Raw genomic sequence first — 15,617 nt, forward strand, 5'->3', positions numbered from 1 at the left:
ATGGCCGCGCTGTCTGTCGCTGCGGCCAACCCTGGCTGGCGGCATGGCTGTGTTGCCGTCGCTGGCGAGGCCGGCGCGGAATGTCGCCGCATTTCGTGCTACAACGGCAGCATCTGCCCCTTTCTGCTGCCGTGCCGCCCATGGATTTCCTGCGCCGCTTTTTCCTGCGTCACTACCGCGATCCCTACACCCGCTTTTCGTTGCTGATGTGTGGGTTGATGCTGGCCTTGCTGCTGCTGGTGTGGCTGTTCGATCTCGATACCCCGGCGCGCGAGCCGGTGCCGTTGCCGCCGCCGGCGGGCATCGGCGTGCCGGTGTAGTCGCGGTGCTCTTGCGCGGCTTGCCAGCCACGGTTGATGGCAGGATCATCGGTGGCTTACTGCGGGGGATGAGGCGATGAACGGGCTGTTACTGGCGCTGGCGTTTGTGATGGGGGTGGTGGTGCCGCTGCAGGCGGCGATCAATCACCAGCTGAAGCTGCTGATCGGCGGCAGCCCGGTGCTGGCGGCGCTGGTGTCGTTCGCGGTGGGGCTGGTGACGCTGACCATCGCCGCGCTGCTGAGCGGGCAGAAGTGGGTTGGCCTCGCCGCCTTGCCGCGCGCGGAGTGGTGGATGCTGAGCGGTGGCGCGCTGGGGGCGCTGTTCGTGTTCGGCACCACGCTGCTGGCGCCGCGGCTGGGGGTGGCGGTGATGCTGTCGCTGATCATCGCCGGCCAGGTGTGTGCGTCATTGCTGTTCGACCGCTACGGCTGGCTGGGCATGCCGCTGAAAGAGATCAACAGCTGGCGTCTGGGCGGCGCGCTGCTGGTGGTGGCCGGGGTGCTGCTGGTCAACCTCGGCGACCGCATCGGCAAGTAGCGGGCGCGGGCGGCGTTTCATGTGAAACCGCAGCCGCTCCGGCCCCACCGACCGACAAACAGCACAATGGCAACAGCGGATTGCGTTACAATCCGCTGTTTTTCATTGCGGCGGCAGAACTGCTGCCGAATCAGGGTTTTAAGGAATCAGTGTGGCCGATATCGAGCGCCTCGATACGTGGGTAAAGTACAAGAACGGCCTGTGCAGTGACTGCATGGGCAGCTGTTGCAGCATGCCGGTGGAAGTGAAGCTGCCGGATCTGGTGCGCATCGGCGTGGTGGACGAGTTCGAGCTGGACGAGCCGATCAAGAACATCGCCAAACGCTTGGAAAAGCAGCGCATCATCCAGCATTTCAACTTCAAGAACGGCATTTTCACGCTGACGCAGCGCGCCAACGGTGATTGCCAGTATCTGGACCAGAAAACCCGGCTGTGCAGCATCTACGCGCTGCGGCCGAATACCTGCCGCAATCACCCGCAGGTCGGCCCGCGGCCGGGGTTTTGCGCCTACACCCGTAATCCGCAGCATGGCCGCAAGGTGAGTACATGAGCGACAAACAAAGCAACAACCCGCTGCACGGCGTGACGCTGGAAGCGATGCTGACCGAGCTGCACGGCCACTACGGCTGGGATGGCCTCGCCAGCCGCATTGCGGTGCGCTGCTTCAGTCACGAGCCGAGCATCAAGTCCAGCCTCGCCTTCCTGCGCCGCACGCCGTGGGCGCGCGACAAGGTGGAGGCGCTGTACCTGCAGCTGAAGAAGCCGAAGCGCAGCCTGGCGCCGAAGGCGGCCACCGCGCGCGCGCCGGCCGGCCACGGCGCGGCCAAGGCGCCGACCATCCTGTTTGCCCGCAAGACCCCGCCGACCGACGACGCCTGAGCCGGTTGCCGGCAAACCATCCGGCCGCGACACGCGTCGCGGCTTTTTGACGCAAGGAGCCGCCGATGACCGCGCCCGCCGTATTGCTCGATGCCCGCGGCCTGATCGCCGCACAACGCCAGTTTGCCGCCGAGCGCGACTGGCAGCGTTTCCACACCCCGCGCAACCTGATGCTGGCGCTGACCGGCGAGGTGGGCGAGCTGGCGGAGCTGTTCCAGTGGCGCACGGACGCCGAGGCGGCGGCGATGGCGAGCGAGCCGCAGGCCTTCGAGCGACTGCAGGAGGAGATCGCCGACGTGATGATGTACCTGGTGCGGCTGGCCGATGTCTGCGGCGTCGATCTCGACCACGCGCTGCAGGACAAGCTGCACAAGAATGCGCTGAAATATCCGGCCGGCGGTCGGGAATAAATTGCCACAGTTTTGCCGCAGTACCCGGATGTTATTTATAGAAAGTGGCTTCAATTGATAATCCAATACTTTTCTATCCGGCGCGGCGGCGGCAAGCAAACATGCCGTTGGCTTAGCCTGTGCTAAGCTGGCCGATTGTGTTTGCCGCAAGATCCCGACCGATGAACCAAGCCGACACGCTGTCTTTCCACGCCGCCTCGCGGCCGCCTGCCGCCCGCCTGCAGCAGCTGTACGCGGCGCTGCCCTACCCGGTGCTGCTGTTTGACGTGCACGGGCAGCTGGAGTTTGCCAATCACGCCGCGCAGTGCTGTCCCGATGCGCAGCCGGCGCTGCAACAGCTGGCCGCCGGCGCCACGCTGGCGACGGTGACGCTGCCGGGGCTGAGCGCCGACAGCTTCGCCCAGGTGCTGGCCACGGCCGCGCCGCAGAGCATGGAGCTGAGCCTGCCGCAGGCCGATGGCAGGCCGGGACACTACCAGATCACGCTGACGCCGCTGTGTGATGCCAGCGGCAAGGTGGACGGTGTGCTGCAGACCCGCCACGACGTCACCCGCCAGCGTCAGGAAGCGCAGCGGCTGCAGCTGCTGCAGGGCCACCTGCTGGAGATGGCGCACCGCGACGCGCTGACCAATCTCGCCAACCGCCGCTATCTGGAACTGAAACTGGAAAGGTTGGCCGCAGACAGCGCGTCCAGCCTGTGCGCGCTGCTGTTCATCGATCTCGACCGTTTCAAGCCGATCAACGACGCCCACGGCCACGACACCGGCGACGCGGTGCTGTCGGCGATTGCCGCGCGGCTGAAGCAGGCGCTGCGTGGCACCGACCTGCTGGCGCGCATCGGCGGTGACGAGTTTGCCATCCTGCTGGAAGGCGTCACCGAGAGCGGCGCGCGCGCGGTGGCCGGCAAGATCATCCAGGCTCTGGATGAGCCGTTTGCCGAACTGTCGCCACCGAACCGGCTCGGCCTGTCGGTCGGCATCTGCCTGTTCAAGAGCGGCGCGACGATGCCGGCCGAGGTGCTGGCCGAGGCCGACCAGGCGATGTACCGCGCCAAGCGCCGTGGCGGCGGGCAGTTCGAGCTGCAGCAGCTGTAAGAACCTGTTCACGATCTGCTGCGCGTCGGCGATACCGCGTTAAAAACGCCTTCGGAATGCTCATTTACCACTTGTAAACTCCGCTTCCTCAGCCGTTTTCGCCTTGTCTCGCTCTAGCTCGCGAGATCGTGAACACGTTCTAAGTATGCGCGCATGACAAAACGGCCACCCGCATTTGCCGGTGGCCGTTGTTGTTTCACATGAAACGCAAGGGGTTGATGCCCCACTTTTCCGGCGCCTCGTGGCGCACGATCTTGTCGCCGCCGCCAAAGCCGAGCGGTCGCGACAGGTCGATGATTTCCGGCTGCAGGTAGGTATTGCTCTTGCTGCTGAACATCACCTTGATCTTCGGCGTCAGCAGGTTGCTGTCGTGCTGCTCGATCACCACCCCCAGCTTGCCGGATTCCAGCAACACCAGCGTGCCGACCGGGTAGATGCCGACACAGCGCATGAAGGCCTGCACCAGCTTGGGGTCGAAGTGGTATTTCGACCATTCGAAGATCTTGCGCAGCGCATCGGTCGGTGCCATGCCCTTGTGATAGCAGCGATCGGCGGTGATGGCGTCGTAGACGTCGACGATGGCCGCCATCTTGGCCAGTGTGCTGATGGTGTCACCCTTGAGATTGTGCGGGTAGCCGCTGCCGTCGACGCGTTCGTGGTGATGCAGGGTGATGTCGAGCGGGATCTCGCTGATGCCCTCGGTGCGGCTGAGGATGTCGAAGCCGTCGCGCGGGTGGCGCTTGATGATGTCGAACTCCTCCTCGGTCAGGCGCCCCGGCTTGTTGAGGATCTCGTCCGGCACCAGCGCCTTGCCGGTGTCGTGCAGGATGCCGCCCAGCCCGGCAAGGTGGATGGTTTCCATGTCCATGCCCACCGAGCGGCAGAACGCGATCATCAGCGTGCCGACGCTGACCGAATGCAGGAAGGTGTAGTCGTCCTTGTTCTTGATGCGCAGCAGCGTCAGCAGCGCGCCGCTGTTGCTGAGCACCGATTCGGTGATCGATTCGATCATCGGCTCGACCTGCTCCAGCTCCACCGCCCGCCCCAGGCGCACATCCTGCATCACGGTCTTGACCAGCGCGTGCGCCTGGCTCTTGATGCGGTTGGCGCGGCCCAGCTCCTCGGCAAACGACAGCGCGATGATCGGCGCCGGCTTGCTGGTGACCGCCTCGATCATCTGCTGCTGCAAGCTGGCGTTGACCTCGTCCACGCTGCGCGCATGGCTGACATCCAGCCCCTTTTCGGTATCGATATAGAGTTCGTGAATACCGGCTTCGACGATCTTGGCGATTTCGGCATCGTTCTTGATCAGGAAGCGCTTGCGGAAAAACGGATGAGAGGTCCAGTCGCAGTTCAGGTCATGCACATACATGCCGATCTTGATGTCGGCAATATCGATATTTTTGATCATGGCGTTGTTTTCTTGGAGTCTGGTCTGGCAAAAAACGGTGTAAAAACAGCGGTCAGGCTGCTGGTGGCAGCGCTGCGACGGTGGTGTGGTGTGCCACGACAGTTTGTGCCAGAAACCTTATCCGACGATTATCGCGCCAATCGGCGATGCAAACAGGGTTTTATTTGTATTGATATTGGTTATCATTATTTTATTCAAATAAATAGTGATCGATAATAATTATGGCAATTGATAATCAATGATCAGTGCTTTTTTATTATTACGTATTGGTGATAGTCAATTTTCATGCAAGCGGATATTCTAGGTATAAATACCTAGAACAAAAAACCGGATTTCGCGAGCTACAGGAGTGCAAGGCATGACGCAGAGTACACGTTGGGGGCATCTGGGCAACCGCATCATCGGCGTTGCCGCGGTGGCGGTGGCGGTTGGTTTTGCGGTGATGATCGCCATCATCGCCAAGCAAAGTTATGACGCTGCGGTCGAGCAGGGTAACCAGCTGGCTTCGGAGCAGGCCGGCCGCGTGGCGGACAGTGTCGAGGCCAAGCTGGCCAACGGCTTCGCCATTCCGCGCAGCATGGCCGCCAGCGTGCAGGGGCTGCAGCGCGCGCAGGCGGTGGAGCGCAAGGTGGTCGACAACATCCTGCTCAGCTCGCTGGACAACGCGCCGGGCATCATCGGCGCGTGGATGATCTGGGAGCCGAACGCGCTGGATGGCCGCGACGACGAATTCCGCCGCGACTGGCCGAAGCACGACCCGAGCGGGCGCTACACGCCGTACCTGACGCGCGGTGGCGACGGCAAGGCGGCGCTGGACGTGATGATGTCGAGCGACCGGGTGGCGAAATTCCCGGAGTGGCAGGACAGGCTCACCGAGTACGCGCCGGACTATGAAAAATCGGGCTGGGGCGATTTCTACTTCGTGCCGAAATCGCGCGGCCGCGACACCATCACCGAGCCGTTCTTCTACGAGGTGCAGGGCAAGCAGGTGCTGGAAAGCTCGCTGGCGGTGGTGATGAAGGACGCGTCCGGCAAGCTGCTGGGGGTGTCCGCCGTCGATCTGGCGCTGGACGACCTGCAAAAGCAGTTCGGCGCCATCCGCCTCTATGACACCGGCTATGTGCGCATGGTGTCCGAGGGCGGCCTGTTCGTGGTCAACCCGCAGGCAGAACTGGTCGGCAAGGCGGTGGCCAGTGGCGACCCGCTGGCGGCCAACCTCGACAAGATCAAGAAGGGCGAGCGCTTCGTCTACGAAGACGGCGGTTTTACCCACTTCTTCTACCCGATCAAGGTGGCGGACAGCGGCCAGTTCTGGTCCGCCGGCGTCAGCGTGCCGACCGCGGCGATTACCGCGACCGCCAACAGCCAGCGCAATACCGCCATCGTGGTCGGCGTCATTGCGCTGGCGCTGATCATCCTGGTACTGACGCTGCTGATCCGCACCCTGACGCGGCCGCTGAACACGCTGGCGGAAACCATGGAGCAGTTCGCCAGCGGCAAGGGCGATCTGACGCTGCGCCTCACCGTCAGCAACCGTGACGAAATCGGCCGCACCGCCGCCGCCTTCAACCGCTTCATCGAGAGCCTGCGCGAGATGTTCATCGAGGTACGCGAGCAGAGCCTGGCGGTGAGTCGTTCCGCCGGCCAGCTGGCCGACTCCGCGGTGCAGGTGGAGCAGTCGTCGGCGCAACAGTCGGACGCCGCCAGCGCCACCGCCGCCGGCGTGGAGCAGGTCACCGTCAGCGTGCACCACATCGCCGATACCGCGATGCTGGCCGAGAGCATGGCGCGCGAAACCGGCGTGCTGACCGAGCACAGCGTGGCAACGGTGGACAAGGTCACCGGCGAGATCCAGCGCATGACCAGCAATATGCAGGCGCTGGCCGGGCGCATGGGCGCGCTGGGCGCGCGTTCGGCGGAGGTCAGTACCATTGTCGGCGTGATCAAGGACATTGCCGATCAGACCAACCTGCTGGCGCTGAACGCGGCCATCGAGGCGGCACGCGCCGGCGAGCAGGGGCGCGGCTTTGCGGTGGTGGCGGACGAGGTGCGCAACCTCGCCGGCCGCACCGCCGAGGCCACGGTGCAGATCAGCCGCATCGTCAACGCCATCAGCAGCGAGACCAACGACGCGGTGGACGAGGTGAAGCGCAGCACCGAGCTGGTGTCGGTCAGCGTCGGCATCGCCGAGGAGGCCAACGTGGCGATGAAGGGCGTGTACGATAAAAGCGTCGATCTGGTGGACAACATCGGCGATATCGCGTCGTCGACGCGGGAACAGTCGAACGCGACCTCGGAAATCGCGCAGAACGTGGAGCGCATCAGCACCATGGCGCAGTCCAACAGCGAAGTGGCGCGCGAGGTACGCGCCGCGGTGGAGCAGCTGCGCGAGCAGTCCGCCAGCCTGGAAGCACTGGTCGGCAATTTCCGACTCTGAGCACCACCTGGCGTCCCCGCAACGCCGTCCGTCATGGGCGGCGTTGTTTTATTGCCCGCTTTGGCCTGACAGCGCGCGGTGATTTTCGTATAATCCGCCGGTTTGCTTTGCGAGACCCGCCATGTCGCCCTTACCCTGCCCGCTTCCTTGCCCCGCCGCGCTGTCTGCGCGTCGCCAGGCGTTGCCGGTACGGGGTCGACACGACGCCGGGCCGCTGCATTGATATATAAAGAAGCTCCTGATCCGGCATCAGGGGCTTTTTTTTCAGCCATTGATTCTGTTATTGCCAAAGGTGACCGCCATGCCCAACCCGCTTTATCGCAAGCACATCATTTCGATACCGGATTTCACGCGCGAGGAACTGGAACTGGTCGTGCAGACGGCGGCACAACTGAAGGCCGCGCCGCGTGGTGACCTGCTCAAGGACCGCCTGCTGGCGACCTGCTTCTTCGAACCGTCGACCCGTACCCGGCTGTCGTTCGAGACCGCGGTGCAGCGCCTGGGCGGCAACGTGATCGGCTTTGCCGACGGTGCCAACACCTCGGCGAAGAAGGGCGAGACGCTGGCCGACACCGTGCGCATCATCAGCTCCTACACCGACGCCATCATCATGCGCCATCCGAAGGAAGGCGCCGCGCGCGTGGCCAGCGAGTTCTCCAGCGTGCCGATCATCAACGGCGGCGACGGTGCCAACCAGCACCCGTCGCAGACCCTGCTCGATCTGTTCACGCTGCAGGAAACCCAGGGCCGCCTCGACAACCTGACGGTGGCCTTTGTCGGCGACCTGAAATACGGCCGCACCGTGCACTCGCTGGCGCAGGCGCTGTCGCTGTTCGGCGCCAAGTTCTACTTCGTCGGCCCCGAGGCGCTGGCGATGCCGGACTACCTGTGCGAGGAGCTGGACGAGCGCGGCATCAGCTACAGCATCGCCGCCACCATCGAGGAAGTGATCCCGCACATCGACATCCTGTACATGACCCGCGTGCAGCGCGAGCGCTTCGATGAGGCCGAGTACAAGAAGATCCAGGGCCAGTTCGTGCTGCGCGCCGACATGCTGCGCAGCGCCCGCCCGAACATGAAGATCCTGCACCCGCTGCCACGGGTGGACGAGATCACCACCGACGTCGACGCCACCCCGCACGCCTACTACTTCGAGCAGGCGAAGAACGGTGTCTACGCCCGCCAGGCGCTGCTGTCGCTGGTGCTCAACGAAACGGTGTGAAAGGAAAAACCATGACTGAAAAAGTGTATGCCCGCAATGTCGAGGCACTGAAATCCGGCACCGTGATCGACCACATTCCGGCTGGCCAGGGCCTGCGCATCCTGCGCCTGTTCCAGCTGGCGGAATACCGCGAGCGCGTTACCGTCGGCCTCAACCTGCCCAGCGGCCACATGGGCAGCAAGGACCTGATCAAGATCGAGAACGTGGTGCTGAGCGAGGAACAGGCCAACGAGCTGGCACTGTTCGCGCCGCGCGGCACCGTCAGCGTGATCGAGGATTTTGCCGTGGTACGCAAGCAGAAGCTGGCGATCCCGGACACGGTGGAAGGCATCTTCGCCTGCCCCAACTCCAACTGCGTGTCGCACGTGGAGCCGGTGCAGAGCCACTTCAGCGTGCGCGTCACCGAGCACGACACCAAGATGAAGTGCAAGTACTGTGAGAAGGTGTTCAGCAAGGACATCGTGGTCGACGTGCGCTAAGTCGGCCGATATCGGCAGCGGGCGGTCGCGGGCAGCCGCGGCCGCCTTTTTCATGCCTGCGGCCAACCTTGAGCGCCCGTGGCGGGAACTCGCCGCCGCGGCGGGCTTTCCAAGAGCTTATTTGCCCTGTGGAGAACATCATGTGGCGTCCCCTGCTGTTGGCCGCGATCGGCCTGCCCCTGTTGCTGGCCTGTAGTGACGAACAGGTCGGCAAGCTGCAACAAGACGCGTCCGCCGCCATCGGCGTGGCCGGTAACAAACTGCAGCAGGCCAGTGCGCCGCTGGCCGAGATCAAGCAGCAGGCGGCCACGGCGCTGGACAAGGCCGGCACGCTGGCCGGGGAGCTGCAGCCCAAGGTGCAGCAGCAGGTGGAAGAACTGAAACAGCAGGCTGGCGTGGTGCGCGAGGTGGTGAGCGCGTGGCAGGGCAAGGGCGACTGGACGGTGCTGGAAAAGCAGGTCGGCCAGTATCCGCGCGACAGCGGCCTGTTCGACAAGCCGCCACTGGCGGCACCGCTGAAGGCCTTGCTGGGCAAGGACCTGGCCAAGTTCAAGTTGTTCATGGATACCCAGGGGCCGTTGCAGCAGGACCGGCTGCTGTTCGTCACCGGCAACAAGCGCCACGCGGCGCAGGATGGTGCCGCCTACCTGCTGATCGACGTGTCGCAGCGCAAGCTGGAGGCGGGTCTGATCGAGAACGGCCTGCTCAAGGTCTACGCCAGCGAGGGCACGCCGTTGCAGCCGCCGGCCGAGGTGCGCACTTTCATCGGCAATCTGCAGCGGCAGTAAGCGGCGCCGGCGCAAGGTTGGCCGCAATGAAAAACGCCACGACCGGGGTCGTGGCGTTGTGCTGTCGGCGCGCGGTTCAGCGTTTGCGCTTCAACGATTTCTTGGCGTAGAAGGTCTTGCCGGCCGCCTTGCGGCGGGTGCTGCTCTTCAGCTGGCGATCCAGTTCCGGCAACAGGCGGCCGGCGACGTTCATGCGCCGCGACAGCTCCTGCGCGCTGGCGATCTGCTCCGGCTTCATCTCGTGCTGCAGCTGGTTCAGCTTGCTGGCGGCCTGGGCATTGCCCTGCGCCCGTGCCAGGTTGTGCAGCGCGTAGGCCAGCACCTCGTTGTGCGGGATGCCCTGGTAGCTGTAGGCGGTGTAGGCATGGCCGAGGCTGTTCAGCGCGTCGACCTGGTACTTGGCGGCGGCCTTGCGATACCAGCTCAGTGCCAGTTTCAGGTCGCGCGACACGCCCTGGCCGTTTTCGTACAGGCTGCCGAGCTGGAATTGCGCTTCGGCGTTGCCCTGCTTGGCGGCCTTGGTGTACCACTGTGCGGCGTCGAAATAGTCCTGCTCCACGCCCTGGCCCTGACGGAACAGGTTGCCGAGGCTGGCCTGGGCGCCGGCATGGCCCTGCTCGGCTGCCTTGCGCAACCACAGCGCGGCCTGGCTGGCGTCCTGCGGCACGCCCTTGCCCTGTGCGTACAGCTGGCCGAGGTTGGCCTGCGCGTTCATGTCGCCCTGCTCGGCGGCCTTCTGATACCACTGGGTGGCGCCGCTGAGGCTCTGCGTGACTTCCACGCCCTGCTCATACAGCTGGCCGAGCGCGTTCTGTGCCTGCAGGTGATCCTGCGCCGCGGCTTTCTGATACCAGCTGGCGGCTTCCGCCAGATCCGGGTTCACGCCGTTGCCCTTCTCGTACAGTTCGCCCAGGCCGTACTGCGCCTCGGCATCGCCCTGCTCGGCGGCCTTGCGATACCAGCTGGCGGCTTGCAGCTCGGCACCCTTCTGGTACCACTGCAGCGCCTGCGCCGGGTCTTTCGGCACGCCGCGACCGCTCTGGTACAGGCTGGCCAGCGCCGTCTGCGCGTTGGTGTGGCCCTGCTCGGCGGCCTTGCGATACCAGTTGGCCGCCAGCGCCAGGTTGCGCGGGGTGCCGCGACCGTTCTGGTGCAGCACCGCCAGTGCGTACTGGGCATCGGCGATGCCCTGCTCGGCGGCACGGCCGAACCAGATCGCGGCGGCCGCCAGATCCTGCGGCATGCCCTGGCCGTTCTGGTACATCAGGCCCAGTGCGTGCTGCGCCGGGGCGTAGCCCTGCTGTGCGGCCTTGTGCTGCCATTGCGCGGCATCGATCAGGTTGCGCGGCACACCCTTGCCGGCGAGCAGCAGGTTGGCGTAGTGGTACTGCGCCTCGGCGCTGCCCTGCTCGGCGGCGCGGCGGTACAGCACCGCCGCCTGATTGCTGTTTTGCGTCACGCCGACGCCATTCTGCGAGATCTGTGCCAGCTGGGTCCGCGCCAGCGCGTTGCCCTGCCGTGCCGCCTGCTGGAACAGGCTGGATGCCTGCGCCAGATCCTGCGGCACGCCGCGGCCGTACTGGTACATCAGGCCGAGGCTGGTCTGTGCGGCGGTACTGCCCTGTGCCGCGGCTTTCTGGTACCAGCTGACGGCGGTGGTGTAGTCCTGGCGCACGCCGAGGCCGTTCTCATACAGGCCACCCAGCTTGTACTGGGCGTCGACATTCCCCTGCGCCGCGGCCTTGTCGTACCAGCGGGCGGCTTCGGCCAGATCCGGCACCACGCCCTGACCCTTGCGGTACATCTCGGCCAGCAGCAGCTGAACGCGCGGATTGCCCTGCTCGCCGACCGGGGTCAGCTCTTGCAAGGCGGTGGCAAAATCCCCTTTGCCATAGGCAAGACGGCCTTCTTTCAGACCTGCCATCGCGGGCGCAGCCAGCAGCATGCTGGTCAGAAGGACGGAAGTAGCAAAATGTCTGTTCATGTGCGTTTCTTCATTTTGTAGAGAGGCCGTGCCGATCGTGTGCGGGTAATGAAACCTGATCCGCGCGGGGTAACATTTTATTCTGCATGATTAACGGCTAGTTTAACGGCTAATCATAAGCTGTTAAAGGATTGTCCCTGCCAAGACGCGGGTATTTGATAGCAAAGTGTTGCAGCCGTGGTGTCCGGCACGGTTTTGTCATGACTTTGCGCTTGATCGTGGCATGAGTCACTCGCCAGCGGTGCGCCGGCGCAGCAATAGTGGTGCCGGCGGGCGCGCGGCCACGGCTGCGCGATGATAAGGATGCCGCCCGGGCGCAACCTTGTCCATGATCAGGCAATGACGACACTGCGGCCAACTTTGATTTCTTTGACATAAACGGCACCGCCGATTTGCTGCGGAAAAGCGTGCCAGCCTCACCTATGATGAAATCTCGGCGCCTGTTGCGCCGCTGCCGGATGACTGTGTGACAGCACAGGGGGGGCATCATGTTTGACAGTCGGTTCTATTTCACCGGGGCGACGATCCTGGCGGTGCTGTCCACCCTGGCCACTGCCTGGACGCTGCTGATGTTCTCCGTGCTGCTGATCTTTGTCGGGCTGTGGCAGGCCGACCGCGAGCAGATCCGCGAGCTCTCCCCCAGCACCGCGGTGATGTTCGTGATGCAGGACGACAGCTCGCCGCGCTCGCTCGACGATTTCATCGGCCACCACCTGATGTTCTACCAGGACGGTATCCCGGTGTATCGCGACCTGTTCGACGGCGATCACTACTGGCAGCTGCTGGAAGCCGACAGCCAGGCGCTGAGCGGCGACGACATCATCCGCGTGTTCCCCGGCGTCAGCTACCGGCGCAAAGCCTGATTCTGCGCCATCGCCACAAGCAAGAGCAGCCACTGACGGCTGCCGTTTTGCTGTCTGGCACCAAGCTTGGCCGCAAGATGGTGGCCGGGTTTAGCGTGGTGCCTTATCCATGATGCTTTCGGATTCTGCAATCATCTTTTTGCCATCTTCGGCTCGGCCATTTTTATAGTAGAGCCAGCCAAGACCGTTTAAGGCCACACCATAGGCATAGTGCTGCGTGCCAAGCACTTTTCCCAGAGTACCCAGGGATGCCTTGTAGTAGCGTTCTGCTGCTTCGATTTGCCGTTGGTAATGGTAAACATCGGCAAGCTCGCGTTGCGTGATACCGGCAATGACACTTTCTGCCATGCCGTTTTCTTGCATGCCATCCATCACCGCGTTTAGTGTCGTGATCGCTTCCGGATAATGCTTTTTGTCCGTGTACACCGATCCCAGTCGTGACAGCGTATTGAGTATGCGCGGGTGGTTTGGCCGGAGTATTTTTTGCTTGATGTGCAAGGCGGACAGCAACTGCTGCTCGGCATCGTCATATTGTTTTGCTCTCGCGTACAAGGTGCCGAGGTTATGCAAGGTTTCGGCGGCTTCGTAACTCTCCGAGCCGGCTATTTTCTGCCGCATTGTCAGTGCTTGTTGATAAAGAACTTTTGCGGTGTCGGTTTTTTTCATGTCGACCAACAACAGTGCCAAATTGTTCAGCGATTCGGCGACCAGCAAGTGTTCCTCGCCAAGCAGTTTGCGACGCAAAGCCAAGGCCTGTTCCGCGTAGGGCAATGCTTCCTTGCTGCGGAGTGTTCTCCTTAGTACCGAGACCTGTGCATCCTGGATGTCCGCATAGAGCAGCGTGTCGGGTACGACGACATCATCACCGTGCAGCAATTCATGCAGCAGGGATTCGGCCCGCTGTAGTTTGTCCTGCTGGATCAATACTCGGGCCAGATCCCGTTTTGCCTGTTGCCGAGCAGTGTTGTCGCTTGCTGTCGCCAGTGCCTGATGCGCTGTTTGGTACGCTTGCGAGTACTCCCCATTGATGATCATGGCGTCGATGGCGCTTGCCCCGGCAATGGCCGGGAGTTGGAGTGCGGTGATGAGGAGCAGGGTTATGCGTTTCATCGGGAGATTTCTGACGTGATGGCGAGGTAAGCATTGCATTACAGCACATCATTTTATGCAAATAAAATTGTGATGTTCATGCCCGGTCATGTGGTTGTTTCTATGTGCGACAACAAAAAAGGTTGGCCGCATCGCTGCGGCCAACCTTTATCGTTTCACGTGAAGCAAAACCGGCTTACACCTTGTCGTACAGCTTGCCGCCGCCCTTCACGAACTCGATCGACTTCACCTCCATCCCCTTGTGCAGCGCATCCTGCTCGCTGATGCCCTGTTTGGCGGCGAATTCGCGTACATCCTGGGTGATCTTCATCGAACAGAAGTGCGGGCCGCACATCGAGCAGAAGTGTGCCACCTTGGCGCTGTCTTTCGGCAGCGTTTCGTCGTGGAATTCGCGTGCCTTGTCCGGGTCGAGGCCGAGGTTGAACTGGTCTTCCCAGCGGAACTCGAAGCGCGCCTTGGACAGCGCGTTGTCACGGATCTGCGCGCCGGGGTGGCCCTTGGCGAGGTCGGCGGCGTGGGCGGCCAGCTTGTAGGTGATGATGCCTTCCTTCACGTCGTTCTTGTTCGGCAGGCCCAGGTGCTCCTTCTGCGTCACGTAGCACAGCATGGCGGTGCCGTACCAGCCGATCTGCGCCGCGCCGATGGCGGAGGTAATGTGGTCGTAGCCCGGTGCGATGTCGGTGGTGAGCGGCCCCAGGGTGTAGAACGGCGCTTCGTGGCACCACTCCAGCTCCTTGTCCATGTTCTCCTTGATCAGCTGCATCGGTACGTGGCCGGGGCCTTCGATCATCACCTGCACGTCGTGCTGCCACGCGATCTGCGTCAGCTCGCCCAGCGTCTTCAGCTCCCCCAGCTGCGCCGCGTCGTTGGCGTCCCAGGCGGAACCCGGGCGCAGGCCGTCGCCCAGCGAGAAGGCCACGTCGTAGGCCTTCATGATGTCGCAGATGTCTTCGAAGTGGGTGTACAGGAAGTTCTCTTTATGGTGCGCCAGACACCACTTGGCCATGATCGAGCCACCGCGCGACACGATGCCGGTCATGCGGCCGGCAGTCAGTGGCACGTACTGCAGGCGCACGCCGGCGTGGATGGTGAAGTAGTCCACGCCCTGCTCCGCCTGCTCGATCAGCGTGTCCTTGAAGATTTCCCAGGTCAGGTCTTCGGCCTTGCCGTTGACCTTTTCCAGTGCCTGGTAGATCGGCACCGTGCCGATCGGTACCGGCGAATTGCGCAGGATCCACTCGCGGGTTTCATGGATGTTCTTGCCGGTGGACAGGTCCATGATGGTGTCGGCGCCCCAGCGGATGCCCCAGGTCATCTTGTCCACTTCTTCACTAATCGACGACGTTACCGCGCTGTTGCCGATATTGCCGTTGATTTTGACCAGGAAGTTGCGGCCGATGATCATCGGCTCGGATTCCGGGTGGTTGATGTTGTTGGGGATGATGGCGCGACCGGCGGCGATTTCCTGGCGCACGAATTCGGCGGTGATGGTGTCCGGCAGGTTGGCGCCGAAGCTGTGGCCGGGGTGCTGGCGCGTCATCAGCTCCAGCAGGCGGTCGTTCTTGCCGCCGGCCGTTTTCAGGCTCTCGACATAGGCCTGGCGGTTGAGGTTTTCGCGGATGGCGACGTATTCCATCTCCGGGGTGATGATGCCCTGCCGCGCGTAGTGCATCTGGCTGACGTTGCGGCCAGGCTTGGCGCGACGCGGCTTGCGCTGCAGGTTGAAGCGCAGGTCGGCCAGTTTCGGGTCGGCTTCGCGGGCGCGGCCGTAGTCGCTGGACAGGCCGGCCAGCAGTTCGGTGTCGTCGCGCTCGGCGATCCACGCCGCGCGCAGCGGGGCGAGGCCGTTCTGGATGTTGATGCTGACGGCTGGGTCGGTGTACGGGCCGCTGCAGTCGTAGACGTAGATCGGCGGGTTGCGCTCGCCGCCGAACTGGGTCGGGGTGTCGGCCTGGCTGATCTCGCGCATCGGCACGCGGATGTCGGGGCGGCTGCCCTCGACATAAATCTTGCGCGAATTGGGCAGCGGCGCGATGGCGGCGGCATCGACCACCATCTGTTGGTTGGGCTTGTGGCTATCGG

General features: G+C 63.3%; 15 protein-coding genes. 11 read left to right on the forward strand and 4 right to left on the reverse strand.

Features of this window, described 5'->3' with window-relative positions; translation table 11 throughout:
- The first annotated feature begins 140 nt into the window (after positions 1-140).
- The 6 genes from NOM55_RS13280 to NOM55_RS13305 all read left to right on the forward strand — a co-directional run bounded on the left by NOM55_RS13280 (position 141) and on the right by NOM55_RS13305 (position 3,241).
- On the forward strand, positions 141-320 hold the full coding sequence (locus tag NOM55_RS13280; protein ID WP_255908975.1) for a hypothetical protein: 180 nt from the start codon (positions 141-143) through the stop codon (positions 318-320).
- A 76-nt stretch (positions 321-396) separates the two neighbouring features.
- The gene (locus NOM55_RS13285) at positions 397-858 is read left to right on the forward strand and encodes a DMT family transporter (RefSeq protein WP_255908976.1); all 462 of its coding nucleotides are present in this window, start codon (positions 397-399) and stop codon (positions 856-858) included.
- A 151-nt stretch (positions 859-1,009) separates the two neighbouring features.
- Positions 1,010-1,408 (forward strand): YkgJ family cysteine cluster protein, encoded by a 399-nt coding sequence (locus tag NOM55_RS13290; RefSeq protein WP_047968239.1) that lies wholly within the window; start codon positions 1,010-1,012, stop codon positions 1,406-1,408.
- Positions 1,405-1,737 carry a VF530 family DNA-binding protein gene (locus NOM55_RS13295; RefSeq protein WP_120812741.1) on the forward strand — a complete coding sequence of 111 codons (333 nt, stop codon included), beginning with the start codon at positions 1,405-1,407 and terminating at the stop codon, positions 1,735-1,737. The genes NOM55_RS13290 and NOM55_RS13295 overlap by 4 nt, the downstream gene beginning before the upstream one ends.
- A 65-nt stretch (positions 1,738-1,802) precedes the next feature.
- Positions 1,803-2,147, forward strand: a complete 345-nt coding sequence (locus NOM55_RS13300; RefSeq protein WP_047968237.1) for a nucleotide pyrophosphohydrolase — start codon at positions 1,803-1,805, stop codon at positions 2,145-2,147.
- A 161-nt stretch (positions 2,148-2,308) separates the two neighbouring features.
- The gene (locus NOM55_RS13305; protein ID WP_255908977.1) at positions 2,309-3,241 is read left to right on the forward strand and encodes a GGDEF domain-containing protein; all 933 of its coding nucleotides are present in this window, start codon (positions 2,309-2,311) and stop codon (positions 3,239-3,241) included.
- Positions 3,242-3,437: 196 nt separating this feature from the next.
- Here NOM55_RS13305 and NOM55_RS13310 read toward each other — a convergent pair whose 3' ends face one another.
- Positions 3,438-4,652 (reverse strand): HD-GYP domain-containing protein, encoded by a 1,215-nt coding sequence (locus tag NOM55_RS13310; protein WP_120812746.1) that lies wholly within the window; start codon positions 4,650-4,652, stop codon positions 3,438-3,440.
- A gap of 358 nt (positions 4,653-5,010) precedes the next feature.
- Between NOM55_RS13310 and NOM55_RS13315 the strand changes: the two genes are divergently transcribed.
- The 4 genes from NOM55_RS13315 to NOM55_RS13330 all read left to right on the forward strand — a co-directional run bounded on the left by NOM55_RS13315 (position 5,011) and on the right by NOM55_RS13330 (position 9,578).
- Complete coding sequence (locus tag NOM55_RS13315) at positions 5,011-7,089, forward strand: methyl-accepting chemotaxis protein (RefSeq protein WP_255908978.1); 2,079 nt, start codon at positions 5,011-5,013, stop codon at positions 7,087-7,089.
- Between the two features lie 301 nt (positions 7,090-7,390).
- The gene (pyrB, locus tag NOM55_RS13320; RefSeq protein WP_047968249.1) at positions 7,391-8,311 is read left to right on the forward strand and encodes an aspartate carbamoyltransferase; all 921 of its coding nucleotides are present in this window, start codon (positions 7,391-7,393) and stop codon (positions 8,309-8,311) included.
- An 11-nt stretch (positions 8,312-8,322) separates the two neighbouring features.
- A complete protein-coding gene (gene pyrI / locus NOM55_RS13325; protein WP_047968234.1) occupies positions 8,323-8,790 on the forward strand; it encodes an aspartate carbamoyltransferase regulatory subunit in 468 nt (155 codons plus the stop codon).
- A gap of 140 nt (positions 8,791-8,930) precedes the next feature.
- Positions 8,931-9,578 carry a hypothetical protein gene (locus NOM55_RS13330; protein ID WP_211329273.1) on the forward strand — a complete coding sequence of 216 codons (648 nt, stop codon included), beginning with the start codon at positions 8,931-8,933 and terminating at the stop codon, positions 9,576-9,578.
- Positions 9,579-9,654: 76 nt separating this feature from the next.
- Here NOM55_RS13330 and NOM55_RS13335 read toward each other — a convergent pair whose 3' ends face one another.
- The gene (locus NOM55_RS13335) at positions 9,655-11,562 is read right to left on the reverse strand and encodes a tetratricopeptide repeat protein (RefSeq protein ID WP_255908981.1); all 1,908 of its coding nucleotides are present in this window, start codon (positions 11,560-11,562) and stop codon (positions 9,655-9,657) included.
- A 488-nt stretch (positions 11,563-12,050) separates the two neighbouring features.
- Here NOM55_RS13335 and NOM55_RS13340 point away from each other — a divergent pair, with 488 nt between their 5' ends.
- Positions 12,051-12,425, forward strand: a complete 375-nt coding sequence (locus tag NOM55_RS13340) for a hypothetical protein (protein ID WP_120812757.1) — start codon at positions 12,051-12,053, stop codon at positions 12,423-12,425.
- Positions 12,426-12,515: 90 nt separating this feature from the next.
- On the opposite strand, the gene NOM55_RS13345 is transcribed toward NOM55_RS13340, so the two are convergent.
- Positions 12,516-13,535 (reverse strand): tetratricopeptide repeat protein, encoded by a 1,020-nt coding sequence (locus NOM55_RS13345; protein WP_170152183.1) that lies wholly within the window; start codon positions 13,533-13,535, stop codon positions 12,516-12,518.
- Positions 13,536-13,710: 175 nt separating this feature from the next.
- Entirely contained in the window at positions 13,711-15,591 is a 1,881-nt protein-coding gene (thiC, locus tag NOM55_RS13350; RefSeq protein WP_255909072.1) for a phosphomethylpyrimidine synthase ThiC, read from the reverse strand.
- Positions 15,592-15,617 lie beyond the last annotated feature (26 nt).

It is taken from the genome of Vogesella sp. AC12, from assembly GCF_024437575.1.
GTDB classification, from domain to species: domain Bacteria; phylum Pseudomonadota; class Gammaproteobacteria; order Burkholderiales; family Chromobacteriaceae; genus Vogesella; species Vogesella indigofera.